This is a genomic window from Marivita sp. (genome assembly GCF_965656765.1).
Classification (GTDB): domain Bacteria; phylum Pseudomonadota; class Alphaproteobacteria; order Rhodobacterales; family Rhodobacteraceae; genus Marivita.
In genome coordinates this window covers 1-23346 of the sequence record NZ_CBFHLV010000052.1, presented here as the reverse complement: position 1 = coordinate 23346, position 23346 = coordinate 1, and the positions used below count along the sequence as shown (strand labels likewise).

Here is a 23346-nt window from a genome sequence, read left to right as displayed (position 1 = left end):
TGTCGCATTTGTTTGCTCCTTCAAAGGTTGAGCAAACTCTACATTAAACTGAGGGAAGTTTCGGGGGGCAGGTCAGCCTGCATCGACTTTACCTTAGCTCCCCATGATGCGCTTGCGACGGTCTTTTATCCGTTCATTTGCAGCGGCTGTGCCATCGTGGAATGAGCCGAAGAGTTTGTCCCAAGGGATTTCAAGCGATCCGTAATTACATTCGAAATACCGATGATGCATTTGGTGGTGGAAAGTGCCTAGCTTGAGGCGGTTTTCGTCCTTCACCACCAACCCTTCGAACCCGGTATGCGTGGTGGCCGCCGTCAGCGCGTAGTATTGTAGGTGGAACAGAATGTGGACCGGGTGTGCCGCGACGATCCAATGGATCAAGACGGAACCAAGGAAAATGAGGTGTTCGACCGGGTGCATCGACAGCCCTGACCACGGTCCAACATTTATGTTGCGGTGATGCAGGGAATGCACGTGTTTGTAGAGGAACGGCACGTGCAGAAATCGGTGGATCCAGTAGAAATAGAAGCTTTCCCAGATTGGGATCAGCAGGAACAGCGCAACAAACCAAACTGGATGCGCGGCCCATGTCAGCATCGGCGCGTACCCGTTGGCCAAGGCCCAGAACATCAGCACCTCGTAGCCTGTCCAGATCGTGACGCCGCCGGCCAAAGTCCAGAACATGTTGTCGCGAATTTGGCCCCCCAGCGTGAATTGCTTGCCATTCTTCATCAACGGACGTGGATCGTATTTGAGCGTCTGACCCTGTTTGGTGAACGTATAGAAATACAGGTGCAACCCGCCGGCCACCGCGGTCATCAGGATCAGGTTACGAACGTACATCTCGGCGATCCAGCCAAAGGCAAAGGCCTTGGTCTCCTCCAACGGGGGCTGGAACCAATAGAACGACGCAAATGCGATCCCGACAATGATCAGCTTTTCGGTGATCAGAAACCAGGAATTCCAGACCCATTTCAGCATCTCCATTGGACGCAGGGGCCATGTGAAGAACGGCGAGACCTGCAAAGGAACATCGGGGACGTGGTTCCAGCCTTTAAGCGGAGCATCGGACATGCGGAGCGCCTTTGTGAGTAGTGACAGTCTCAGTGTGCCAAAGGTTCCGTTACGTGGAAACAAAACTCTGATTGGTGTGGGAGGGATTCATGCGGGCGGACAATCCACATCTATGCATGGCCGGTTTTTCCGGCACCTTACGCCCGCATCTTGCCGTGTGTCGGATCATATGGCGATGGCGCGATAACCTCTGCGGTCACGATGTCGCCGCATAAATCCAGACCCATCGCTGATCCGACGTCCATAAAGTCAGGCTCAACAAACGCGTAGGCAAGGTTTCGGCCGATGCGGTGCCCCCAATCGCCGGATGTGATTGTCCCGACCACACGGTCTTTGTGCATCAGCGATGCGCCGGGATGTGCCGGTGCATGGGATGCGTCGATCTGGAGGCTGACAAGCTTTTTGCGCAAGCCACGGGCTTGGTTGCGAACAAGCGCGTTTTTCCCAACGAATTCGCCTTTGTCGATTTTCACAAAACGGTCTAGCGCTGTCTCGAACGGATCGAATTCGGTGATCAAATCAGCTTTCCAATGCAAAAAGCCTTTCTCCATCCGCATGGATTCGACCGCGCGTGCCCCAAAGAGCGTCATATCATGCGCTTTGCCTGCCTCGCGCAACGCCAGATAGGCGGCGTAGAGGGATGCATTGGGTACGTGAATTTCATAGGCCAATTCACCCGAAAAGCTGACACCCATCACAGTGGCTGGGGAAAACCCGATATAGCATTCACGAACAGACAGCCACGGGAACCCCTCTTTTGACCAATCATCACGGCTGACCGCTTGCAGAACCTGTCGGGATTTCGGGCCCGCCAGTACAAGGATTGTCTGATCGTTGGTCAGGCTTTTGAGCTGCACATCTTCGCCGTCCTGAACATGTGCCTTAAGCCAGTCCATGTCGTGGGATTCCGATGCTGCGGCAGACCCGTACCAAACGCGTGTAGGGCCACGATCCGACGCAGGTAGGTTGGCGACAGTGGCTTCGCCTTTGACCATCCCGTGATGGTTGAGCATATAGCCAAGCCCGACGCGACCGTCCCGTTTGGCTACGGTGCCGCAGAATATCCGGTCCAGAAACGAATGCCGGTCTGCGCCGGTGATCTCGATCCTGTTGAAACCGTTCACTTCGGCGAGACCAGCATTATTTTGCACGTTTTTGATTTCGGCTGCGATCACATCGAACGCGTCGTCGAAGTGGAAGCTGAGCGTGGGATGAAAGTCGGGCGTCGGCTTGATGTAATCTACCCGTTCCCAGCCGTTCACCACGGTAAACTCGGCCCCTTCCGCAGCAAGGATCGGCGTCAAAGGCGTTGTTTTGGCAGGGCGTCCGGCGGGTCGATGTTCATGCGGAAAGTGAAAGCGGAATTCGTTCTGGTAGTCCTCGATGGCTTTAAGAGATGTCAGTTCGACATTAGTATGTCCGGCAAAGCGGCGCGGATCGATGCACCACATGTCATAGCACGCCTCGCCATGGACGATCTGCTGCGCGAGAAGCCACCCGTGTCCGCCGCCTTCGCCGACACCGGCACGCAGACCGATGATACAGAACGCGTTGCGCATGCCAGGGATTGGGCCAACCAAGGGTGCCCCGTCGATCGTGTAGGTTATCGGCCCGTTCACCACGCGTTTGATCCCAACCTCAGTCAGCGCGGGCATGCGTTCAAATGCACCTTCCAGAACGTCCATCACACGGTCTAGATCATCTGGGCACAGGTCATTGGCAAAGGATGGACTGATGCCGTCCATTCCCCACGTCTTGCAGTCCTGTTCATAGAAACCAACGAGCAGGCCGTTCTTTTCCTGCCGCGAATAGTAATCCGAGATCGGACAACGAAGCAGGGGCATGCGGTGTCCCGCCTCGACAATCGCAGGGATGTCCTCGGTCACGAAGTATTGGTGCTCCATCGACGCAACCGGATGGTGCACACCCATCATCGCGGCGACTTCGTTCACCCGGTAGCCACAGGCGTTCACCACGATATCCGCATCAATGCGGCCTTTGTCCGTCTCGACCGTCCACGTGTCATCGCGATGCTGCGTCAACCCTGTGACAGCAGTGTGGCGGTAAACCTCGGCCCCGGCTTTGCGCGCATGAAACGCCAACGCCTGACACAGTTGTGCGGGGTCGATGTCGCCGTCTTCACCGTCCCATAGGCCGCCCAAAAGGTTCTCGGTGGAAATCAGCGGGTGACGACGGGCGCATTCATCGGCGTCAATCACCTCGAATTCCACGCCCATGCCCCGCGCCATCGACGCAAAATGCCGGTAGCCCTGCATCTGCGCTTCGGTATTGGCCAATCGGATGCCGCCGTCGCCGTGGTGATACCCAACCGGGTATTCGGGATCGTCGCGCAATTTTTTGTACAGCTGGATGGAATGTGTCTTCAAACCCACCATGGTCTGGTTCATCCCGAAATTCGTGACCTGCGCGGCCGAATGCCAAGTGGTGCCGGATGTGAGCTCATCCCGTTCGATCAGAATCACATCGCTCCAGCCTTCTTGGGTCAGATGATAGAGCGTCGAACACCCTGCGATCCCTCCGCCGATGACGACAACTTTGGTGCGCGATTTCATGATCCAACTCCGCCGATTTTACCTCCGACAGAGGCGCGGTTTTCGATGTGATGACAATCGAATTCTAAATAATCCGAAATTATAGGAATCTACATTTGATGATTTGAGAAATCACAGTCCGCAGTTGCCGAACCCGCAAAATCCAGTCCTGATCTTTGTATGTGCACTACGCGGAAGGCGACCCTCAAGTGACGGTAACAACAAAAAGGGCGGGACGTGCTGAACGGATGGCCAAACGTCGGGCCAAGCCGCTGCTGGACCCCTGTCCACCAGGTCAAATCGGTGGGGCCTACAAACCCCTGACCGAAGCCGAGCTCAACAGTATCTTTGAGACGACTCTGATGCTTTTGGAAAACCTTGGTCTTGGTGAGGTACCCAGCCGCCTGCACGCTGATCTGCTCGCGGCAGGTGCCAAGGACAATGGCGCGGGCCGCATCCTTTTTCCGCAACCCCTGGTTCAAGAGGCCATAGACCACGCCGCGAAGACCTTTGTCCTGCATGGGCGCGATGAAACCCGCTCTATCGAAGTCGGAGGCAATCGCGTTTATTTTGGAACCGGCGGTGCCGCAGTGCAAACTCTGGATCTGGACAGCCACACATACCGGCCATCGACCCTCGAGGATTTACACAACTTCACACGCCTGCAAGACACGCTGCCCAATGTCAGCTGGTACACCCGCTGCTGTATTGCCACTGATGTGCCCGACAATTTTGACCTCGACGTGAACACCGTCTATGCCCTTCTGCGCAACACGACCAAACCCACCGCGACGGCCTTTACCTTGGCCGAACACGTTGCACCGATTGTCGAGATGCTGGACATCGCCGCCGGGGGGCAGGGCGCGTTTGCCGAACGCCCGTTCATGAAAGCACATATCAGCCCGATCATTTCGCCCATGCGTTTTGGCGAAGATGCGGTCGATGTCGTTTACGAATGTATCCGTCACAACATCCCCATGTCGTGCATCACCGCCGCACAGGCCGGGGCCACGGCGCCGGCAACGCTTGCCGGGTTTCTGGCACAGTCTTTGGCCGAAACACTGGCCAGTCTTGTCATGGTGCATGCCATCCAACCCGGCTTTCCTATGGTGTTTTCCAACTGGCCGCTGGTCGTTGATCTGCGCACCGGGGCCTTTGCCGGTGGCAGCGGTGAAACCGCCGTCCTGAACGCGGCCTCTGCCCAATTGTCCAACTGGCTGGGCCTGCCTTCCGGCGTCGCCTGTTCGATGACCGATGCCAAGGCGATCGATGCCCAGTACGGGATGGAAAAAGGTCTCACCTCATTGGCCGCCGCATTGGCAGGGGGCAATTTGATCTACGAAAGCTCTGGCATGACCGCGTCCTTGCTTGGAGCGAGCTTTGAGGGTTTTGTTCTCGACAACGAAATGCATTCCCACACGTACCGCGCATTGCGCGGCATCGAAGTGACAGACGAAAAACTGGGCTACGACGCGATTGTCGATGCCGTTCTGGGCGACGGACACTTTCTGGGGGGGCAACATACATTGGCAGCGATGGAGAGGGATTATTACTATCCGTCACTCGCCAACCGGGACGAACCACGAACCTGGGCCCAAAATGGGGCGCAAGACGCATGGGCGATCTCGAACGCGCGCGCGCGCGACATTCTGGAAACGCACCATCCTGAATACCTCACACCCGAACAGGACAGGGCGATCAGAGAACGGTTCAACATCTTTTACGGCTGATCTGCTGCACTTACTCAATCAGCCGGAACTGATCCTCAAGCCACGGTGTGCTGCCTACGAAGGGTTGGATCACCTGCACCTCAAGCGCCTCGCGGATCTTGTGGTTCACGATCTCCAGAATCGAACGCGAACAATCCGGTGTCGTGACCAGTGACAAAGTCCGCGAAAACCGTTTGCCCGGAAACGGATGCATCCGCAGCTTGGGCTGAAACCGTTTGGCACGGGAAAACAGCAACGGTGTGGTGATCGTCCATCCAGCGCCCGCCGCAACCATCGCCATCAGGGTTTGATTGCTTCCACATTCAAATTTATGCGGCAACGCCACCCCAACCCGGCGCAGCTGTGCTTCGATCTGTCCGGCGATGATCAGGTCGCTAGAGAATTGCAGGAACGGCAGACCCGAGTGCCCCGCCACGATTTCCGGCACCGGCTGCGTGATCGTCTCCGGCATCACGACAACAAACGGATCGCGCAAAAGCGGCTGATCCTGCAGATCGCGCAAACGCTCTGGCGGGGTCGTTGCAATACCCAGATCCAATTCTCTGTCGCGCAACATCTCGATGATCTCGTGACTCGATGCGGTGTGATACAGAAAATCGCAATCTGGCATCTTGCGCGACAAATACACGGCAAGATCAGGCGTCACATCGCTGTCGAGGTCTTCGATCGTACCCAGCCGCAGATACCGCGCCTCGGCCAGATCACCCGCGGACGCTTCGGCCTTCGCCTTGCGGATCGCCTGCAAAGCCACGTCAATATTGCGCAGAAATACATGTCCCTTGGGTGTCAAAACCATCGGCCGCCGCGCGTGGTTGAATAACTCAACCCCTAAGTGATCCTCAAGACTGCGCAGATGATGTGATACGGTGCTGATCGACAACCCGGTCTCTTTCGCGGCTTCGCGCAACGAGCCATGCCGCGCGCACACCTGAAAAATCTCAAGCCAGTTCAGGCTTAGCCCTTTGCGCGATGAAGGTTTTGTCATCTTTTTGTGGCCCTGCGGCAGCGTGATTTCCCGCTCAAAGCTTCGGCTATTCCGCCTCGCAAGACCATCCAAATCGACGCATAAATGACGACAGGACCAAAGGACGTTGCAGTGCCCGACAAATTCGGCTTTGCGTCACCGACCAAAGGGGCGCTATAGCGTTGCGATGAACGATACCTTGCCCCCCTGTCCCGAATGCGCGTCGGTCTTCACCTACCAGGTCGACGCTTTGCTAACCTGCCCGGAATGCGGCCACGAATGGGTGGCAGGCGCAATGTCCGAGTCTGAGCCAGAGGTGCGCGACAGCGTCGGCAACGTCCTAAAAGACGGCGACGCCGTCACCGTGATCAAAGATCTCAAGGTAAAAGGGTCGTCTTCGGTCGTCAAAGTCGGAACCAAAGTGCGCAATATTCGCTTGGTTGACGGTGATCACGACATCGACTGCAAAATCCCGGGGATTGGGCAAATGGGCCTCAAATCCATATTCGTGAAAAAGATTTCGGGCTGACCGAGACCACGATGTAAATCGCGGCCCCATTCGCCTTCTTCGATTACGCCGACGGACCATCCAAATAGGCTCTAAGCGCAGCACGTGTGCCTTTAGCCCAGATCAGCGACAACCATCCGCCAAATGCGTCTGCAAAGCGTTGGTTGGCTGACAGGTCACCATAGATTTGCGACTGCTCAAGCCAGGTCTTTGGCGACACTTTGGCGGCCTGCGCGGCGATGACAAGCTCGGACCAGATCGGGTCATTCGGTTCGATGACTGTGCCATCTTCGCGCGTACCGAAACACATCCGCGCCCAAAGAGCCTCGGTCAAGGCAAGGCCCGAGATTTCGCTGCCTGCATCAAGGCCGTCCCGCAGAATGGGCAAAACAAACCCGCTATGCCGCGATGATCCATCAAACGCCACGCGCCGCGTGGTGTCGTGGATTTCTTGGTTGGCAAAGCGACCCGCAATCAAATCAAGATATGCAGCAGGTGTCATACCCGGGACGGCGTCTACATGCGGTGTGATTTCATCGGTCTGTACCTTACGGAAAAACGCGGCGATCTGCGGATCATTCATGCAGGCGGCAATCGTCGGAATGCTTAGAATCTCACCCGCATTGGCCAACACCTGATGGCCCGCGTTCAGCATCCGAATTTTCATTGCCTCATAGCTGTGCACGTCTTGCGTCAGCGTGGCACCAACCTGCTCCCACACAGGCCGCCCAGTACAAAAATCGTCTTCGATCACCCACTGACGAAAATTCTCATGCGTCACAGGCACGGCGTCGATCACGCCAAAATCACGCGCACGCGCCAGTTCAGCGTCGCCGGTCGCGGGGACGATACAATCGACCATCGAGTTCGGAAAGCTCGCATTGAGATGAATCCAATCGGCCAATTCGGGATCAGTCGCGCGGGCGAGCCCCACAACCGTCTGACGCAGGATGTCTCCGTTGCCCTGAAGGTTGTCACAGGATTGGCCTGTAAAGGGCGCATGACCCGCTGCACGGCGGTTGCGCAATGCCGCGACGATGGCACCGAAGGCCGTACAAGGCGTGTCAGGATGCGCGATGTCATGTCGAATGTCAGGATGGCTCAGATCCAAGGCGCCCACGGCGTTCAGGAAATATCCACCTTCCGTCACAGTTAGAGAAACGATCCGTATGGCTGGGTCGGACATCACCGCAATCAACGGCGCGTTGCCATCCTCAACCGGAACAAAATCAATCATCGACCCGATCACTTCGGCGGATCGGCCCGACGGGTCGAGTTCGATCAACGTGGTCAGGCAATCCTGTTCCAGCAGCCGATCGCGCATCCGGGAATCCCCGGCGCGCACACCTGCACCGATAATGGCCCAGTCATGCGCCAACCCCTTCTGCATCAAACGGTGCAGATACCACGCCTGATGACCACGGTGAAAATTGCCTAAACCGATATGCACGATGCCAGGGCTAAGCTGTGCCCGGTCATAGGACGGACGACCGATTTCTGCGGGCAGACGGTCGAGATTGGCAAGCGACAGCGCCACCGCCTCGGTCCGGGTGCCCTGTTTCAGCTCATCCATTGTCCGCCATCCACATTATAGCATTGCGCGACGATATAGTTGGCCTCCTCGCTGGCGAGGAACACTGCCATACCGGTCAGGTCTTCAGCGCGTCCCATACGGCCATAGGGAACCGCCTCTCCGACTTCGTGCTTTTTCTGGCCAGGGGCCTTGTTTTCGTATTTCGCAAAGAATGCATCGACACCGTCCCAATGCTCTCCGTCAACCACGCCAGGCGCAATCGCGTTCACGTTGATCCCGTGCTCGATCAGGTTCAATCCTGCTGACTGAGTCAGGCTGATGATGGCGGCCTTGGTTGCGCAGTAGACTGCGACAAGCGGTTCGCCACGCCGTCCGGCCTGGCTGGCCATGTTGATGATGCGCCCCTTGATGTCATTATCGATCATGTGCTTGGCGACCGCCTGCAGGGTAAACAGTGTTCCGGCGACATTAATGTCGAAGGTCCGTGCATATTCCGCACGGGTGATCTCGGTGATCGGAGCTGCGCTGAAAATTGCGGCGTTGTTGATCAGAATGTCGATCTGGCCCAGCTGCTCGATTGTCGTCGCGACAGCCGCATCAATGCTTGCCTGATCCGTCACATCCATCTCAACAGCAATGGCATTTACGCCAATCTCGGACGCGGTCTGTTGCGCGCGATCCATGTCGATATCGGCAATCGCCACCTTGGCACCTTCGCGCACATAGGCTTCGGCAAAGGCACGGCCAATACCACGCGCTGACCCTGTGATCAGAGCCGTTTTTCCGTCCAGTCGTTTCATGCGATCCGCAAACCTTCCGCGTCGAATTTGTGCATCTGTTCAAGCTGTGGCGTGAGGTAAATCGTGTCGCCATGCCGGACCGAGATATCGCCGGTGATGCGAACGGTGACCATGTCGGCCAACCCGGTGTCATGCACATGGATAAAGGTGTCAGAGCCAAGATGCTCGGCCACGCCGACCTTACCCTTCCAAGTGCCGTCTGTCATCGAAACGTCGATATGTTCCGGGCGTATCCCGGCTTTGACGCCACCGTATTTCTGCGCCTCTGCACCCCCGAAAATGTTCATTTTCGGAGAGCCGATGAAACCCGCCACAAACTCGTTGCGCGGCGTATGATACAGTTCCAGCGGCGATCCGACCTGCTCGATATGGCCGGCGCGCAGCACGACGATCTTGTCCGCCATGGTCATGGCTTCGACCTGATCGTGGGTCACATAAATCATCGTTGTCTTGAGGCGCTCGTGCAGTTCGCTGATTTCCAGACGCATGCCAACGCGCAACGCCGCATCGAGGTTCGACAGCGGTTCGTCGAAAAGGAATGCGGACGGTTCACGCACAATGGCACGTCCGATGGCCACACGCTGACGCTGACCACCCGAAAGCTGCCCTGGGCGGCGGTCGATATAGTCGGTCAGGTTCAAAACCGAGGCGGCCGCTTCGATGCGCCGATCGATTTCGGCCGGATCCATCTTTGCCATCTTCAACGGAAAGGCGATGTTCTTGCGCACAGACATATGCGGGTAGAGCGCGTAGGATTGAAACACCATCGCCAGACCGCGTTTCGCGGGCACGAGGTCCGTGGCGTCTTTGCCGTCAATCTCGATATGGCCGGTGGTGATGTCTTCCAGTCCTGCGATCAGTCGCAGAAGGGTGGATTTCCCGCAGCCCGAGGGGCCGACGAAGACGGTGAATTCGCCGTCTTCAATGGTCAGGTCCAAGGGCGGGATGACCTGCACGTCGCCAAAGCTCTTGGTGACCTGTTTGAGTTGAATTTGTCCCATTGGTCAGGTTCCTTATGTCAGGTCTTATTTCACCGCGCCGAAAGTCAGGCCGCGGACAAGTTGTTTCTGGCTGAACCAGCCAAGGATGAGGATCGGCGCAATGGCCATGGTCGAGGCCGCGCTGAGTTTCGCAAAGAACAGTCCTTCTGGCGACGAATAGCTGGCGATGAACGCGGTCAATGGCGCCGCGTTGACGGCTGTCAGGTTCAGCGTCCAGAACGCTTCGTTCCAGGCAAGGATGAAATTCAACAGCATGGTCGATGCGATGCCGGGAATTGCCATCGGCGTGAGGATGTAAAGCACCTCTTCCTTGAGCGTTGCCCCATCCATCCGAGCGGCCTCAAGGATCTCGACCGGGATTTCGCGGAAGTAGGTATAAAGCATCCAAACGATGATCGGCAGGTTGATCAGCATCATCACGATGACCAGACCGGCGCGACTGTCCAGCAAGCCAAGTTCGATGAACAGCAGGTAGATCGGGTAAAGAACACCAACCGCTGGAAGCATCTTTGTCGACAGCATCCACAGAAGGATGTCCTTGGTCCGGCGTGATGGCACAAAGGCCATCGACCAGGCTGCAGGGACCGCAACGATGAGACCAAGAATGGTCGATCCACCCGCGATCAGGATCGAATTCCAGAGGAAGCGAGCATAGTTCGACCGCTCCATCACGACGCCATAGTTTTCCAGCGTCCAGTCAAAGCCAAGGAAGATCGGTGGGCTGGCAATCGCCTGTGCTTCGGATTTGAAGCTGGTGAGGATCGTCCAGAGGATCGGGAAGAAGATCAGCAATCCAATCGCCCAGGCAAGGCCGGTGTTGATCAGTTTGCGGCGGGGTGTAACAGCGCGGGCCATGATCAGTTGTCCAGGTTCTTGCCGACGATCCGCATCAGGAAGATCGCGACGATGTTTGCGAGGATGATGGCGTAGACACCACCGGCTGAGCCAAGTCCGACGTTCTGACTTTCAAGCACGCGCTGGAAAATCAGGTAAGACAGGGTGCGGGTTCCAAACGCGCCGCCCGTGGTCACGAAGATCTCGGCGAAAACGGCAAGCAGGAAGATCGTCTGAATGAGGATCACGATGGTGATTGCCCGGCTCAGGTGTGGCAGGACAATATAAAAGAACCGTTTCAGGTGCGGCGCGCCGTCCATTTCGGCAGCCTCCAACTGTTCACTGTCCAGCGACTGGATCGCGGTCAGAAGGATCAGCGTCGCAAAGGGCAGCCACTGCCAGCTTACAATCATGATGATCGAGGGCATCGCGGCGTCCGACAGCCAACTCACGGGTTCAGCCCCAAAAAAGCGCCACAGATGGGCGAACAAACCGTTCACCGGATCCATGAACATGTTCTTCCACACAAGGGCCGACACGGTCGGCATGACAAAGAAGGGTGCGATGACAAGGATACGGACAACGCCTTGGCCCCACATCGGCTGATCAAGAAGGATCGCCAGCAGAATACCAAGGCCCACCGTGATAATGAGTACACCAAGCACAATGATGAGCGTCGTTTGAACCGCGGGCCAGAACGCGCTTGAGGTGACAAAGCGAACGTAGTTGTCAAAACCTGTCCAGCCCAAGTCACCCCCACGTAGGGGTAGGTATTTGCGGAAAGAGAACCACAATGTCATGATCAGCGGGACCAGCATCCAGCCCAGAAGCAGAACAACTGCCGGGGCCATCATCAGTCGGGCCGCAGATCGGGAAGCCTTTGTTGCCATTTGGGGTCATCTCCTCCGTTGACAGACTGCTGGTTTCAGCGGTGTCACAATACGGCATCTTGCTGGTTTGGGGGTAGGTTTTAGGGTTAGAGGGCGGCAATCGCGCCGCCCTCTGGTCTGATAAAGCCAAGACTTAGCGGTAGCCAGCGGCTTCCATTGTCTCGTTTGTGATTGCCTGAGCTTTCGCCAGGGCTTCGTCGACAGTCTGCTGACCAGCATAGGCTGCAGAGAATTCCTGGCTGACTTCAGTTGCCATACCAGCGAATTCGGGGATCGCCACGAACTGGATACCGACGTAAGGCACCGGCTTTACAGTCGGGTTGGTCGGGTCAGCCGCGTTGATCGAGTCGAGCGTCATCTGTGCGAACGGAACTTCCTGATACTCAGGTGTTTCGTAGAGCGATGTCCGCGCACCCGGAGGAACGTTTGCCCAACCTTCGTTGGCTGCAACCAGTTCGATATAGTCCTTGGATGTAGCCCACTCGATGAACTCTTTTGCAGCAGCTTCTTTCTGAGTACCTGCCGGGATGGCAAGGGCCCAAGCCCAAAGCCAGTTGGCGCGTTTTTCGACGCCTTCTGCGTTCGGTGCCAGTGCGAAGCCAACATGGTCTGCAACAGTGGAGTCGTCGCCTGTGACGAAGGATGCCGCAACAGTCGCGTCAATCCACATGCCGCACTTGCCTTGGTTGAACAGCGACAGGTTCTCGTTAAAGCCGTTTGTCGCGTAGCCCTCGGGGCCGTAGTCGTTCATCAGGCTGACGTAGAAATCCAGAGCGGCTTTCCACTCAGGCTGATCGAACTGAGCGTTCCAGTCTTCGTCAAACCAGCGTGCGCCAAAGGAGTTGCCTGTAACGGTGATGAAGGCACCGCCCTCACCCCAACCGGCTTTGCCGCGCAGGCAGATACCGTTGATGTCTTCGGCAGGGTTGTCCATTGCAGCCGCCGCTTCGCGGATGAACTGCCATGTCGGCGCGGTCGGCATTTCCAGACCAGCTGCTTCCATCAGGTCTGTGCGATACATGACCATCGAGGATTCACCATAGAACGGTGCCGCGTACAGCGTGCCGTCATGGGACAAGCCGTTGCGCATTGCGGGCAGGATATCGTCCACATCGTACTCAGCTGACAGATCGTCCAGCGGCACGAGCCAGTCGTTGGCACCCCAGATCGGAGTTTCGTACATGCCGATTGTCATGATGTCGAACTGACCACCCTTGGTGGTGATGTCCGTGGTCACACGTTGACGCAGCACGTTTTCCTCAAGTGTTACCCACTCGACTTCGTGGCCGGTCTTGGCCGTGAAGTCGTCGGTGTAACCCTGCATGCGGATCATGTCGCCGTTGTTGACTGTTGCGATGGTGATGGTTTCTGCCTGTGCGGCCCCAACCATGATAAGCGACAACGCTGTCGCCGCACGAAGTGCGTTACTAAGGTGCATCCGAATCCTCCCTGATCTTAAGATTACCTTGAGGGGCACTCAACAACACATCGTTTACCCGCGTCAACAAAAATTTTACTCGCGTAAACTTCTGCTAGGCCGAGTCCCGCATGATCAGCCGCGCAGGGAACAGGCTCTCTGTCCGGCTCTCAAGATGCCCACCGCTTTCAATCAGCCGGAACAACGTGTCTACCGCATGATCGGATACCGCGTTGTAATCATGGGCTGCCGTGGTCAAGGACGGGCAGGTGAATCGGGAAAACGGGTGGTCGTCATGCGACGCCACTCGCAGCTGGCAGTCTGCTCCACGACCAACTTTTACACCGCTTTCATAACAGGCCGACAAAAACCCGATGGCCAGCCGGTCATTGCTGCAAAGCACCGTGTTGGTCGGTAAACTTTTCTCGGCCAGTACTTTCAATCCGCCCTGACGCCCGATTTCCTCGAACCCCCACCCGGTGCCATCAACCTTGACGACATGCGGCTCCAATCCCAGCCGGTCCATCATCGACAGATAGGCAATGCGACGCTTGTTGGCGTTCGGGTTGGCGGGTGTGCTCATCTCGAAAAAACAGGGCGTTTCCCCGGTTCGGTTCAGGTATTCTACGGTCTGCGACACAAAGCTGTGGTTGTCAGATCCGATAAACGCTTCACCCATGCCGTCGATATTGCTGTCGAACAGAACCGTCGGCACGTTCTTGCAGAACACCTCAATCGCGGATTTGTCGGATTGCCGCCCAAGCGGCGCCAACAGCACGCCGGCTGGTTTCATCGATCGCAAACTGTCAAGGATTTCATTCTCATGTGCCTGATCGCCATGGGCGCTGAACAGCGACGGGGTAAACCCGGCTTCTATACAGCGGCCTTCGATCACACGAACGATCTCGGCAAAGAACGGGTCGGCCAGATACGGCACCACAATGCCAATATTCTTGGTCAGCTTCCTGTTTTGGTTCATCGCATAGATGTTGGGTCGGTAGTCGTATTTCTCGAGAGCGCTTTCAATCCGAAGCCGGGTTGATTTGCGCACGCTATTGGGGTCGTGAAAATACTTTGACACGGTTGGTCGGGAAATCCCGCTGATCGCGGCAAACTCTTCCATGTTCTTGATACTGGACTGAGACATGGCAAGTTCCCCGTGACGTGCGCCAATCTCAAATTGGCGTACCTTTACAGTTTCTTATCGCGCGCAAAAAATCAACATTTCTCGTAAATATTCCTGTAAAGAAACAAAAGGGTGCCGCTCAAGGCAGCATCCATTGGTGTCAACATGTCGGGGTGGTCAGTCTAACGTCTTCAACGCGGTATAAAGCGCGCGGTAACGGCTCAGGCGATCATTCAGTCCTGCCGTCTTTGCAGGATCAAACCAATCTGCGATCACTGGCTGTTGTCCCAGATCCGCAAGGGGCATTGCGCCAACACCACAAGCTGCCAGTCGTGCCGCCCCCATCGCGGGGCCAGCATCTGAGCCAGCAGTCCGGCCAATCCGTTGTCCGGTCACATTCGCAATCAGTTGTAGTAGGAACGGCGACTTGCTGCCGCCGCCAATCGCGGCCAGATACGGCAGGCCGGTGATTGTGTCGCCAAAACTGTCCACCGCATCGGCAAAGGTAAACGCCACAGCTTCGACCACCGCACGGCACAGGGCGGCACGGTCTGTGCTGTCCTCAAGCCCAAAGAACCCCGCACGGATATGCGGGTCACCATGCGGGCTGCGTTCGCCGGTGAGATACGGCAGGAATGTTGGTACGCGAGTCGCGTCGGCCGCTTCGGCCAAATCAACAACTTCGCCCGCGCTGATCCCTAACTGCCCGGCCAGCCACGCAATAGGCCTCGCGCCATTCAGCATCGCCGCCATCTGGTACCACCGATCTGGGACCGTGTGCGCAAAGGCGTGCACAAATTTGGCCGGGTTTGGATGATACGCATCGCCTGCAACGAATAGCTGTCCCGATGTGCCAAGCGAGATAAATCCGCGCCCTGATTCCGTCGCGCCCAGCGACACAGCCCCCGTCGCTGCATCGCCACCTCCGGCCACCACCGGGATGCCCGCCGTCAATCCTGTCTTGGCAGCGGCAGCAGCAGTTACTTGACCAACCACCTCATGCCCATCGGCAAGGCGCGGCAACCAGCTGATATCCGTTGCGCTGGCCGCGGCAACCATACTGCTCCAATCGCGTGTGGCTTGATCCAGCCACAAGGTGCCCGCTGCATCCGACCGGTCCGTGGCAATCTCGCCGTGCAGACACAGGCCGATATAGTCCTTGGGCAACAACACAGTCGCAATGCGCCCGTGCACCTCCGGCTCTTGTCGCGCGACCCACATCAGCTTGGGTGCAGTAAAGCCGGGCAGGGGCAGTACGCCCGATATGGTCCCGATCTCCGGCAGCGCTTCTTGCAAGCGCGCACAATCTTTCGTCGACCGACTGTCATTCCAAAGAATCGCCGGGCGGAGCAGGTCGCGTTGTGCGTCCAAAAGAACTGCACCGTGCATCTGGCCCGACAGGCCAATGGCTGTGACATCAGACAATGACCGCGTTTCGTCGATCTCGGCCAACGCCGCGCAGGTCGCCGCCCACCACGCTTGGGGGTCTTGCTCGGACCAGCCCGAATGCCGTGATTGAACCGTCAGATCGGCGGTGGCCGACGCGAATATCTCTGTGCCGTCGGTGCAAATAACCTTGACCGCAGATGTGCCTATGTCGATGCCCAAATACATAGCGCAGCTTTACGTCAGCGCTAACAGCGACGCAAGACAGCCGATCGCTCTGTGGAACTGGCGCAGCCCAAAAAGCCGGGCTAAACAGGACCGAACCAGAGGGGAGCGGGAAATGAGCAATCTTGATGCGAAATTTGCACGGCTCGGCGCGGACAACGCACCGGGACAAGAGGTGCGCCAAAGCGCTGATGATCTGAAATCGGTGATGCGCGGTGACATCCTGCCCGGTGCCCCGGTCGATTTCTCGCATGGTGATGTCGATGCGTTCGAACCCACCCCCGGTGCGCGCGACGCATGGGAAGACGGTTTTGATGAGGGCGCGTCACAAGCCTACACCGAATATCGCGGCGCGGCGGCCATCCGAAATGATGTGGCGGCCAACCTTGCCGCGTTCACAGGCGCACCTGTCGATCCGGTAGACGAGCTGATCATCACACCCGGCACCCAAGGTGCATTGTTCCTCGCACTTGGCGCAGTGGTCGATCGCGGCACAAAGGTCGCGATCATGGAGCCGGACTACTTTGCCAACCGCAAACTGGTCGCGTTTTTCGGCGGAGACATCTTGCCCGTCGCCCTGCATTACCATGAAGACGCCCCACAACGCGGACCGGATCTTGGCCAGCTCGAAGCGGCGTTCAAGGCCGGGGCCGAGGTGCTGGTATTCTCAACTCCAAACAACCCCACCGGGGTCGTTACCCAAGATGATGCGATCACTGAAATTGCCCGTCTTGCGGCACAGTATGATGTGACCGTCATTGTCGATCAGCTCTACTCACGCCTGCTCTATAGTGGTGAGGCTTACACCCACATGCGTGCCTGTGCAGAGCGCCCAAAGAACCTGATCACGATCATGGGCCCGTCCAAAACGGAATCGCTCAGTGGTTTTCGCCTTGGCGTGGCGTTTGGGTCTGCCGCGCTGATCGAACGAATGGAAAAGCTGCAAGCGATCGTGTCCCTTCGCGCTGCGGGGTATTCCCAAGCCGCGCTCAAAACGTGGTTCAACGAACCCGACGGCTGGCTGACTGACCGCATCGCACAACACGAAGCAATCCGCGACGATCTGCTTGCGATCTTCCGCGCAGCAGGGTTCCCAACTGCTTGTCCACAAGCGGGCAGCTACCTGTTCCCTGAATTGCCAGAACTGGTCGTGTCACCCGAAGACTTTGCGCGCTTGCTGCGCCTGCAAGCGGGGGTCACCGTCACGCCGGGATCGGAATTCGCACCGCATACCGCCAACAGCGTGCGGTTGAATTTCTCGCAGGATCACAAGGCATCCGTGGCAGCTGCGCACCGGATTGTCGAAATGGTGGAAAGGTACCGCGCATGAAAATCGGCATCGCAGGCATGGGCGCAATCGGCCTTCGGGTTGCGCAAGAACTGGACCGGGGCGGTATCCCAGGTTGCGAACTGGCGGGAATCAGCGCCCGCAACGCCGACCGCGCGGCAGAAGCGAACGCGACCCTGTCAAAACCAGCGCCGGTCTACGAGCTGCACGAGATCGCGGGCCATTGCGATGTCATTATCGAGACCCTGCCACCGCAGCTGTTCATGGACCTTGCAATGCCGGTTGTTCAGGCGGGTAAGGAATTGGTTGTCCTGTCGGCAAGCCAGCTTTTGGATCAGGACGCGCTATTCGATCTGGCCGGAAAAACGGGGGCCAGGATCGTCATTCCATCGGGGGCAATGCTGGGGCTTGATGCGATCAAGGGCGCGGCCGTTGGAGAATTGAAATCGGTGGTGATCGAAACCCGCAAGCCTGTCGCGGGTCTTGCCAAGGCACCTTACGTCATCGACAACAACATCGATCTCAGCAACCTGTCCGAACCGCTGTTGGTGCTGGGCGGCGCGGTCACTGATGTCGCCAAGGTGTTTCCGGCCAACGTCAACGTGGCGGTGGCGGTCAGCCTTGCGGGCTTTGGCCCTGAAAAGACCCGGATGGAGGTTTGGGCAGACCCGGCGCTTGATAAAAACAAACACACCGTGCGTGTGGTCTCGGACTCGTCTGATTTCGAAATGACGATCCAGAACCGCCCGTCCGAGGAAAACCCCGCAACCGGCAAGATCACGGCACTTAGCGTGATTGCGCTTTTGCGCGAAAAGACATCGGTGCTTCAGGTCGGTACCTGACGGCCTAGTCCAACCGGACCGATGAAGGCGAAGCGCCCTGATCTTCGGCGCTCCACCCCATCTGGTCGAGGGTGAAATCTGCGCCGACGGCGATCACGGCGATGGCGACGAATCCAAATAGCATGGCTTTCACTGCGAACTCTCCTTAGGCGCGGTTTCCCGACGCAGATAGGTCACGAGGTCGGCGCGATCCTGCGCGCCCGTGATCCGCTGCATCGGCATCTTGGTTCCGGGTACATAATGCTCTGGGCCGACATCGAAAAGAGCATCAATTGTGTCTTCGTCCCAAATGATGGGCGACCCATCAAGGGCATCTGAGTAAGTGTAATCTTCGACCGTCCCGGCCTTCCTGCCAAAGAGATTATACAGGCTGGGCCCGGCGCGCCGCGCGCTTCCCGGTGTCAGTGTATGGCAAATCGAACACTTGCGCATGAATTGCCGTTCCCCATTGGGCATCGTGTCGGCATCCTTAAGGAAACTGGGCGACCCGGTGGCCATCGGATCAGCGTCACCCATCGCTGCAATGGGCCAGGAATACATGCGGGGGTCTAAGCCACCTGCATGAATATTGCCGCCATCGCGCGAAAACGCCAGCGCCCAAACGGGTCCGCGTTCGGTGGCGCGGAAATCGCGGGCAATGCTCCAATCCACGGCATCGACCACCATGATATAGCCTTCGCCGTCGCCCACAGCCAAAAGCTCACCATTGGGGCTCGTCGCCATTGATAGGATCGGGCGACGTTCCAGCGTCAGATCAGCCAGCGTATCGCCGGTCGCAAGATCAAGCACACGTGTACCGCCATCGACCGCGCCATATGCCAGCCACCCTGCGGCTTCGTTCAATTCCAATTCGTTTACGCCAAACCCATGTTCGGTCACGCGTAGCGCTTCGTGGGTGCTGTCGATATCCCAAAGCCGGATGCTGCCATCTGCTGAAGCGGAATAAAGCCCAGTGTCTTTTTGCGTAAACGCCACATCGTTTACCGGCCCGCTATGCCCGGTCAGGAAACGCGGCTGAGAGCCGTCAATCGGCCAAAGCCCGATGCTGCCATCCCAACTGGCCGACGCAACAAGACCGCCATCCGGTGACAGGGCCAGCGACACAACCTTGCCCTTGTGCCCCTCCCAAACTGCTTGTGCGATCCCGTCAGGTGACCAAACCCGCAGAGTGAAGTCATCCCCAGCGGAATAGACCGTGCCGTCTGCTGCGATCACCACAGCGTTCACCGCGGCCTCGTGCCCGTCAAACCAACGTGGGTCAGCCCCAGACCAAAGCCCTACAGCGTTGTCGAAACTTACGGTCGCGATCTGATCATCATCGGACACGGCGATCCCCATAATGGGGCCGCCATGCCCTTGTAGCGTAAAGAACTCGTCCGCTGTCACAGTTGTTGCGCACAGCAAAACCGCAGATGTGGCCAAAGCCCTGCGCATCTTACTCGGCAGGGGTGGCGCCACCCGGGGCCTTGCCTTCACGTTCCTTGACCTCTTCCACCCAGAGGCTGTGGTGCTCTTTGGCCCATTGCTCTTCGACCATGCCATTGCCCATCGCATCGAACGCACCTTCCATGCCGACCGAGCCGATGTAGATATGTGCGAGGATGATCGCCATCAGCACAAAGCTGACGATGGCATGCCAAAGTTGCGCATACTGCATCTCTTCGTGCGGAGTCATGGTTTCTGGCAGGACACCAAAGCCGAACACCTCCGGAAGGCCTGTGGTGTTGAGAATGGCAAACGTCTTGGCGAACAGCGGCAGTTCAAACGGGAACAACAGCGAAATGCCCGAGACAGAGATCGACACGCCCAGAACGATTGTCGACCAGAATATCAACTTTTGACCCGCGTTGAACTTTTTGGCCGGGGGGTGCCCACCACCAAACAATCCGCCACCTTTGGCCAGCCATTTGATGTCGGTCTTGTCCGGGAAATTATGCACAACCCACATGACAAAAATCATCACCAAAGCCAGCATAAAGGCCCAGGACACATTGTTATGGACCCACTTGGAGCCTGTCGCGAGCCACGCATAACTTTCATGGCCAAAAGCCGGGATCAGGAATTTGCGACCCATCAGTGACACAAGTCCCGTGATCCCCAAAAGGATGAATGAACCCGCCAGCAACCAATGCCCAAACCGTTCGAAATTCTTGAACCGTTCAATGCGTTGGCCTGTCTTTTCGCCGTCGATCATCACGCGACCGCGTAGCAGATAGAAAAGCGCAAGCGCCACCAATGTGCCCAGCAACAGATACCCGCCATAGGTCAGCAATGGACCTTCGCGGAACTGCAACCACCACATGCCGCGGTCCTGAATCAGCACTCCAGCCGCAGGGCCGCGCACCTGAGTGGTGATGTCGGCCTCGTTAAAGCGCATCCCGCGCCACAGATCGGGGTCGGACGCGCCACCCAGCGTGCCAAGCTGTTCGCTTAACCCTGCCGCTGCATCCGGGTTGCCAACATTGTCGGCGCGGTAATCATTGTCGACGGCCAGACCCTGCTGGCGGCGCATGATGTCTTCCAGCGTCGTCGCACCACCCGTAGCGGAGCGATCGATCTCGGGGGCTTCTGCAACGCTTTGTGCGGTTTGCGCGTTGGCTACGTTGGGAGCCAGCCACGATGCCAGAAACACGAAAGCCAAAGCAGCCATCATGCAGCCAAGGTTATTTTTTCGAATGTCACGCATTGTGGTGCGTCCTCCCTAATGAGCGTCACGAACGCTCGGCCTTGCGAAATACGGTCTTATTGGGTCACGCTGGACCAGAACTTACGGCACGATATGGACCCTTGAACATGGGTCGTCCACATACCTTTCTAAGGATACTCAAGATGCTGCTGACAGCAAGTCATTCCGAAGCAAGTCAGGTACAGGACCGCGCGACCTATGGCTGAATTTCTGACAGTTTCAAATGCCATAATTGCGGCGGGTCTCGGTCTTCTGGCGCTGGTGGCATCGTACCGGGCTTTGTTGACCTCTCGGACACCGCAAGGGGCCACGGCCTGGATTCTCTTGATCCTGCTTTTGCCGGTTCTTGGTACATTGATGTACCTGGTTTTTGGCCATGCCGACTATAAGCGGTTTGAGCGAGAACGTCGCAAATCTGACAAAGACATGTTCGAGATGGCGTCGGATGACCGCATTGTCGAAGCGCCCACACGTCTGGACACCTTCGCCCGCATTGCGCGACTTCCGGTGACCAAAGGCAATGACATGTCGCTGCTGATTGATGGCAAAGCGACCTACGACACGGTGCTACGTGCGATTGCGACGGCGCAATCCACGATTTTCGTGCAATTCTACACGATCAAGGACGACGATATCGGGCGCGATTTGCGGGATGCCCTGATTGAATGCGCCAAGGCGGGTGTGTCGATCTGGGTTTTGCATGATGAATTGCCATTCTTTGGCTTGCCGAAACACTTTAAGCAAAAACTTGAATCTGCAGGTGTCCGGCTTGCCCGCCCCAAAGGACCGAAACGCCTGTTGGGGCCGTTTCAATTCAACTACCGCAATCACCGAAAACTGGTTGTGATCGACAACACCGTTGCCTTCACCGGAGGGTTGAATGTGTCAAAAACATATGTCGGGCGTGATCCGTCCATTGGTCCGTGGCGCGATACCTTTGCCGAATTCAGAGGGCCCATTGTGGCGCAGCTGGCGCTGCATTTCTCGTCCGACTGGATGTGGGCTGATGGCGAGGACCTGAGTCAAATCGCGTCCCCAGTCCCTGATCCCGCAGGCAATCTCCATGCCGTCGCTTTGGCGCCATCACCCGCCGAAGACATTGCGGCTGGCAACCTCTACTTTATCGCGCTGGCCCACGCGGCGCGAGAACGGCTCTGGATCTCGACCCCTTACTTCGTACCAGATCGCGATGTCCTAACGGCGTTGCGCTTTGCCGCCTTGCGCGGTGTCGATGTGCGCATTCTGGTGCCCAGCCGGGCGGATCATTATCTCACCTACTACGCTGCGATGGCTTATTTCGATGACTTGCGCTCAGCAGGCGGAGAGGTCTGGATGTATGATCCGGCCTTCGTGCATCAAAAGGTGGCACTGGTGGATGATGACATTGCGTCGGTTGGGTCGATCAACCTTGATATCCGCTCTGGCTTGCTCAACTTCGAAATCACGGTGGTCATGGAAGGCCAAAGCGCGGCAAAGGCGGTCGAAGACATGCTCGAGACAGATTTCGGCAATGCGACCCGCGTTGATGTTGATCTGGCCGACAGGTCAATCCTGACTGGCATGGTGGCACGTGTGTCCCGTCTTTTTGCACCTGTGCTGTAATGCGGATTGCCAGCTACAACATACGAAAGGCGGTGGGGCTGGATTGGCGGCGCGACCCACTGCGCATCATTCGCGTGCTGGAAGAATTGGACGCCGATGTTGTGGCGTTGCAAGAGGCTGACAAACGGCTGGGCGCGCGGCCCGCTGTCCTGCCAGATGACGCGCTTTACGATCGCACCGGATTGCGGGTGCTGAACGTGACGAACGGCCCAAGCTCAGGCTGGCACGGTAACGCACTTTTGGTGCGTGATGGCTGGAAGACTGGCGCGACTGAGCGGCTTAGCCTGCCCGGAATAGAACCGCGCGGTGCGCTCATGGCGGACCTGACAGGTCCGAAAGGAGCAGTCACCTTGATTGGCACACATCTGGGTCTTCGGCGCGGGTGCCGCCAGTTGCAATTGGCGCATCTGTTGGACGAGCTCACAGCCCGCACTGATCGTGCGGTGATCGCGGGCGATTTTAACGAATGGTCGCCACGCGTGGGTTTTGACATTCTGGATCAGGCTTTCGATGTGATCAGCCCGGGGCGCAGCTTTCATGCTTCGCGGCCGATTGCGCCGCTAGATCGGTTCGCGGTGGGAAAAGGATTGCGGGTTGCCACGACAGGGGTGTTCGAGAAAGGCGAAGCACGCCGCGCATCAGACCATCTGCCAGTGTGGATGGACCTCGAGCTTTAGGCGGTACGCCTGTTCCAATCCGCTTACCTCAGCGGACGCCGCATTTCTCGGTTGTTAACCGTCGCATTGCACCTTCCCCAACACAAAGCGCTTTGAGCGGGAAGGGTCACTCCCATGCCGCGTAGACGACAATCTGACACCCTCTCATATGCCGGAAGGCTGACCATGAGAGACCGGTCTGAACAGGCTCTGGCATCCCCAGAGTACAGG

At 57.5% G+C, this 23346-nt stretch carries 20 protein-coding genes; 6 read left to right on the top strand and 14 right to left on the bottom strand.

The window, feature by feature from the left end; translation table 11 throughout:
* Positions 1-93: 93 nt before the first annotated feature.
* Positions 94-1074 (bottom strand): sterol desaturase family protein, encoded by a 981-nt coding sequence (locus ACTG4M_RS13220; RefSeq protein WP_439124139.1) that lies wholly within the window; start codon positions 1072-1074, stop codon positions 94-96.
* Positions 1075-1211: 137 nt separating this feature from the next.
* On the bottom strand, positions 1212-3647 hold the full coding sequence (locus ACTG4M_RS13215) for a GcvT family protein (protein ID WP_439124138.1): 2436 nt from the start codon (positions 3645-3647) through the stop codon (positions 1212-1214).
* A 188-nt stretch (positions 3648-3835) separates the two neighbouring features.
* On the opposite strand from ACTG4M_RS13215, the gene ACTG4M_RS13210 reads away from it, so the two are divergent.
* The gene (locus ACTG4M_RS13210; RefSeq protein WP_439124137.1) at positions 3836-5356 is read left to right on the top strand and encodes a trimethylamine methyltransferase family protein; all 1521 of its coding nucleotides are present in this window, start codon (positions 3836-3838) and stop codon (positions 5354-5356) included.
* 10 nt (positions 5357-5366) lie between these two features.
* Here ACTG4M_RS13210 and ACTG4M_RS13205 read toward each other — a convergent pair whose 3' ends face one another.
* Positions 5367-6341: a LysR family transcriptional regulator gene (locus ACTG4M_RS13205; protein WP_439124136.1), complete on the bottom strand. Its 975-nt coding sequence runs from the start codon at positions 6339-6341 to the stop codon at positions 5367-5369.
* Positions 6342-6507: 166 nt separating this feature from the next.
* On the opposite strand from ACTG4M_RS13205, the gene ACTG4M_RS13200 reads away from it, so the two are divergent.
* Positions 6508-6849 (top strand): zinc ribbon domain-containing protein YjdM, encoded by a 342-nt coding sequence (locus tag ACTG4M_RS13200; protein ID WP_439124135.1) that lies wholly within the window; start codon positions 6508-6510, stop codon positions 6847-6849.
* Positions 6850-6892: 43 nt separating this feature from the next.
* On the opposite strand, the gene ACTG4M_RS13195 is transcribed toward ACTG4M_RS13200, so the two are convergent.
* The 8 genes from ACTG4M_RS13195 to xylB all read right to left on the bottom strand — a co-directional run bounded on the left by ACTG4M_RS13195 (position 6893) and on the right by xylB (position 16044).
* Complete coding sequence (locus ACTG4M_RS13195; protein WP_439124134.1) at positions 6893-8401, bottom strand: mannitol dehydrogenase family protein; 1509 nt, start codon at positions 8399-8401, stop codon at positions 6893-6895.
* Positions 8389-9162, bottom strand: a complete 774-nt coding sequence (locus tag ACTG4M_RS13190) for an L-iditol 2-dehydrogenase (protein WP_439124133.1) — start codon at positions 9160-9162, stop codon at positions 8389-8391. Before ACTG4M_RS13190 ends, ACTG4M_RS13195 begins: the two co-directional genes overlap by 13 nt.
* Positions 9159-10163, bottom strand: coding sequence for an ABC transporter ATP-binding protein (locus ACTG4M_RS13185; protein WP_439124132.1), 1005 nt, complete (start codon positions 10161-10163; stop codon positions 9159-9161). The genes ACTG4M_RS13190 and ACTG4M_RS13185 overlap by 4 nt, the downstream gene beginning before the upstream one ends.
* A gap of 24 nt (positions 10164-10187) precedes the next feature.
* On the bottom strand, positions 10188-11018 hold the full coding sequence (locus ACTG4M_RS13180) for a carbohydrate ABC transporter permease (RefSeq protein WP_439124131.1): 831 nt from the start codon (positions 11016-11018) through the stop codon (positions 10188-10190).
* Between the two features lie 2 nt (positions 11019-11020).
* On the bottom strand, positions 11021-11887 hold the full coding sequence (locus tag ACTG4M_RS13175; RefSeq protein WP_439124130.1) for a carbohydrate ABC transporter permease: 867 nt from the start codon (positions 11885-11887) through the stop codon (positions 11021-11023).
* 133 nt (positions 11888-12020) lie between these two features.
* Positions 12021-13325, bottom strand: coding sequence for an ABC transporter substrate-binding protein (locus tag ACTG4M_RS13170; protein WP_439124129.1), 1305 nt, complete (start codon positions 13323-13325; stop codon positions 12021-12023).
* Positions 13326-13419: 94 nt separating this feature from the next.
* A complete protein-coding gene (locus tag ACTG4M_RS13165; protein ID WP_439124128.1) occupies positions 13420-14451 on the bottom strand; it encodes a LacI family DNA-binding transcriptional regulator in 1032 nt (343 codons plus the stop codon).
* Positions 14452-14607: 156 nt separating this feature from the next.
* Positions 14608-16044 (bottom strand): xylulokinase, encoded by a 1437-nt coding sequence (gene xylB / locus ACTG4M_RS13160; RefSeq protein ID WP_439124127.1) that lies wholly within the window; start codon positions 16042-16044, stop codon positions 14608-14610.
* A gap of 112 nt (positions 16045-16156) precedes the next feature.
* Between xylB and ACTG4M_RS13155 the strand changes: the two genes are divergently transcribed.
* Together ACTG4M_RS13155 and ACTG4M_RS13150 are read left to right on the top strand one after the other, a co-directional pair.
* Complete coding sequence (locus tag ACTG4M_RS13155; protein ID WP_439124126.1) at positions 16157-17371, top strand: pyridoxal phosphate-dependent aminotransferase; 1215 nt, start codon at positions 16157-16159, stop codon at positions 17369-17371.
* Positions 17368-18171 (top strand): aspartate dehydrogenase, encoded by an 804-nt coding sequence (locus ACTG4M_RS13150; protein ID WP_439124125.1) that lies wholly within the window; start codon positions 17368-17370, stop codon positions 18169-18171. The genes ACTG4M_RS13155 and ACTG4M_RS13150 overlap by 4 nt, the downstream gene beginning before the upstream one ends.
* Before the next feature lie 4 nt (positions 18172-18175).
* Here ACTG4M_RS13150 and ACTG4M_RS13145 read toward each other — a convergent pair whose 3' ends face one another.
* Genes ACTG4M_RS13145 through ACTG4M_RS13135 form a run of 3 tightly spaced genes read right to left on the bottom strand, consistent with a single transcriptional unit; the run spans position 18176 to position 20821 of the window.
* A complete protein-coding gene (locus ACTG4M_RS13145; protein WP_439124124.1) occupies positions 18176-18304 on the bottom strand; it encodes a hypothetical protein in 129 nt (42 codons plus the stop codon).
* Positions 18301-19557, bottom strand: coding sequence for a c-type cytochrome (locus ACTG4M_RS13140; protein ID WP_439124123.1), 1257 nt, complete (start codon positions 19555-19557; stop codon positions 18301-18303). Before ACTG4M_RS13140 ends, ACTG4M_RS13145 begins: the two co-directional genes overlap by 4 nt.
* A 49-nt stretch (positions 19558-19606) precedes the next feature.
* Positions 19607-20821 carry a formate dehydrogenase subunit gamma gene (locus tag ACTG4M_RS13135; protein ID WP_439124140.1) on the bottom strand — a complete coding sequence of 405 codons (1215 nt, stop codon included), beginning with the start codon at positions 20819-20821 and terminating at the stop codon, positions 19607-19609.
* A gap of 234 nt (positions 20822-21055) precedes the next feature.
* Here ACTG4M_RS13135 and cls point away from each other — a divergent pair, with 234 nt between their 5' ends.
* The gene (cls, locus tag ACTG4M_RS13130; protein ID WP_439124122.1) at positions 21056-22459 is read left to right on the top strand and encodes a cardiolipin synthase; all 1404 of its coding nucleotides are present in this window, start codon (positions 21056-21058) and stop codon (positions 22457-22459) included.
* On the top strand, positions 22459-23136 hold the full coding sequence (locus ACTG4M_RS13125; RefSeq protein ID WP_439124121.1) for an endonuclease/exonuclease/phosphatase family protein: 678 nt from the start codon (positions 22459-22461) through the stop codon (positions 23134-23136). The genes cls and ACTG4M_RS13125 overlap by 1 nt, the downstream gene beginning before the upstream one ends.
* Positions 23137-23346 lie beyond the last annotated feature (210 nt).

Bases quoted from the DNA above. Each gene is read 5' to 3' on its own strand.
- ACTG4M_RS13170 (WP_439124129.1), bottom strand. From the start codon at position 13,325: ATGCACCTTAGTAACGCACTTCGTGCGGCGACAGCGTTGTCGCTTATC.
- ACTG4M_RS13190 (WP_439124133.1), bottom strand. From the start codon at position 9,162: ATGAAACGACTGGACGGAAAAACGGCTCTGATCACAGGGTCAGCGCGT.
- ACTG4M_RS13165 (WP_439124128.1), bottom strand. From the start codon at position 14,451: ATGTCTCAGTCCAGTATCAAGAACATGGAAGAGTTTGCCGCGATCAGC.
- ACTG4M_RS13150 (WP_439124125.1), top strand. From the start codon at position 17,368: ATGAAAATCGGCATCGCAGGCATGGGCGCAATCGGCCTTCGGGTTGCG.
- ACTG4M_RS13185 (WP_439124132.1), bottom strand. From the start codon at position 10,163: ATGGGACAAATTCAACTCAAACAGGTCACCAAGAGCTTTGGCGACGTG.
- ACTG4M_RS13195 (WP_439124134.1), bottom strand. From the start codon at position 8,401: ATGGATGAGCTGAAACAGGGCACCCGGACCGAGGCGGTGGCGCTGTCG.
- ACTG4M_RS13200 (WP_439124135.1), top strand. From the start codon at position 6,508: ATGAACGATACCTTGCCCCCCTGTCCCGAATGCGCGTCGGTCTTCACC.
- ACTG4M_RS13155 (WP_439124126.1), top strand. From the start codon at position 16,157: ATGAGCAATCTTGATGCGAAATTTGCACGGCTCGGCGCGGACAACGCA.
- ACTG4M_RS13135 (WP_439124140.1), bottom strand. From the start codon at position 20,821: ATGGCTGCTTTGGCTTTCGTGTTTCTGGCATCGTGGCTGGCTCCCAAC.
- cls (WP_439124122.1), top strand. From the start codon at position 21,056: ATGGCTGAATTTCTGACAGTTTCAAATGCCATAATTGCGGCGGGTCTC.
- ACTG4M_RS13205 (WP_439124136.1), bottom strand. From the start codon at position 6,341: ATGACAAAACCTTCATCGCGCAAAGGGCTAAGCCTGAACTGGCTTGAG.
- ACTG4M_RS13180 (WP_439124131.1), bottom strand. From the start codon at position 11,018: ATGGCCCGCGCTGTTACACCCCGCCGCAAACTGATCAACACCGGCCTT.
- xylB (WP_439124127.1), bottom strand. From the start codon at position 16,044: ATGTATTTGGGCATCGACATAGGCACATCTGCGGTCAAGGTTATTTGC.
- ACTG4M_RS13215 (WP_439124138.1), bottom strand. From the start codon at position 3,647: ATGAAATCGCGCACCAAAGTTGTCGTCATCGGCGGAGGGATCGCAGGG.
- ACTG4M_RS13125 (WP_439124121.1), top strand. From the start codon at position 22,459: ATGCGGATTGCCAGCTACAACATACGAAAGGCGGTGGGGCTGGATTGG.
- ACTG4M_RS13175 (WP_439124130.1), bottom strand. From the start codon at position 11,887: ATGGCAACAAAGGCTTCCCGATCTGCGGCCCGACTGATGATGGCCCCG.
- ACTG4M_RS13220 (WP_439124139.1), bottom strand. From the start codon at position 1,074: ATGTCCGATGCTCCGCTTAAAGGCTGGAACCACGTCCCCGATGTTCCT.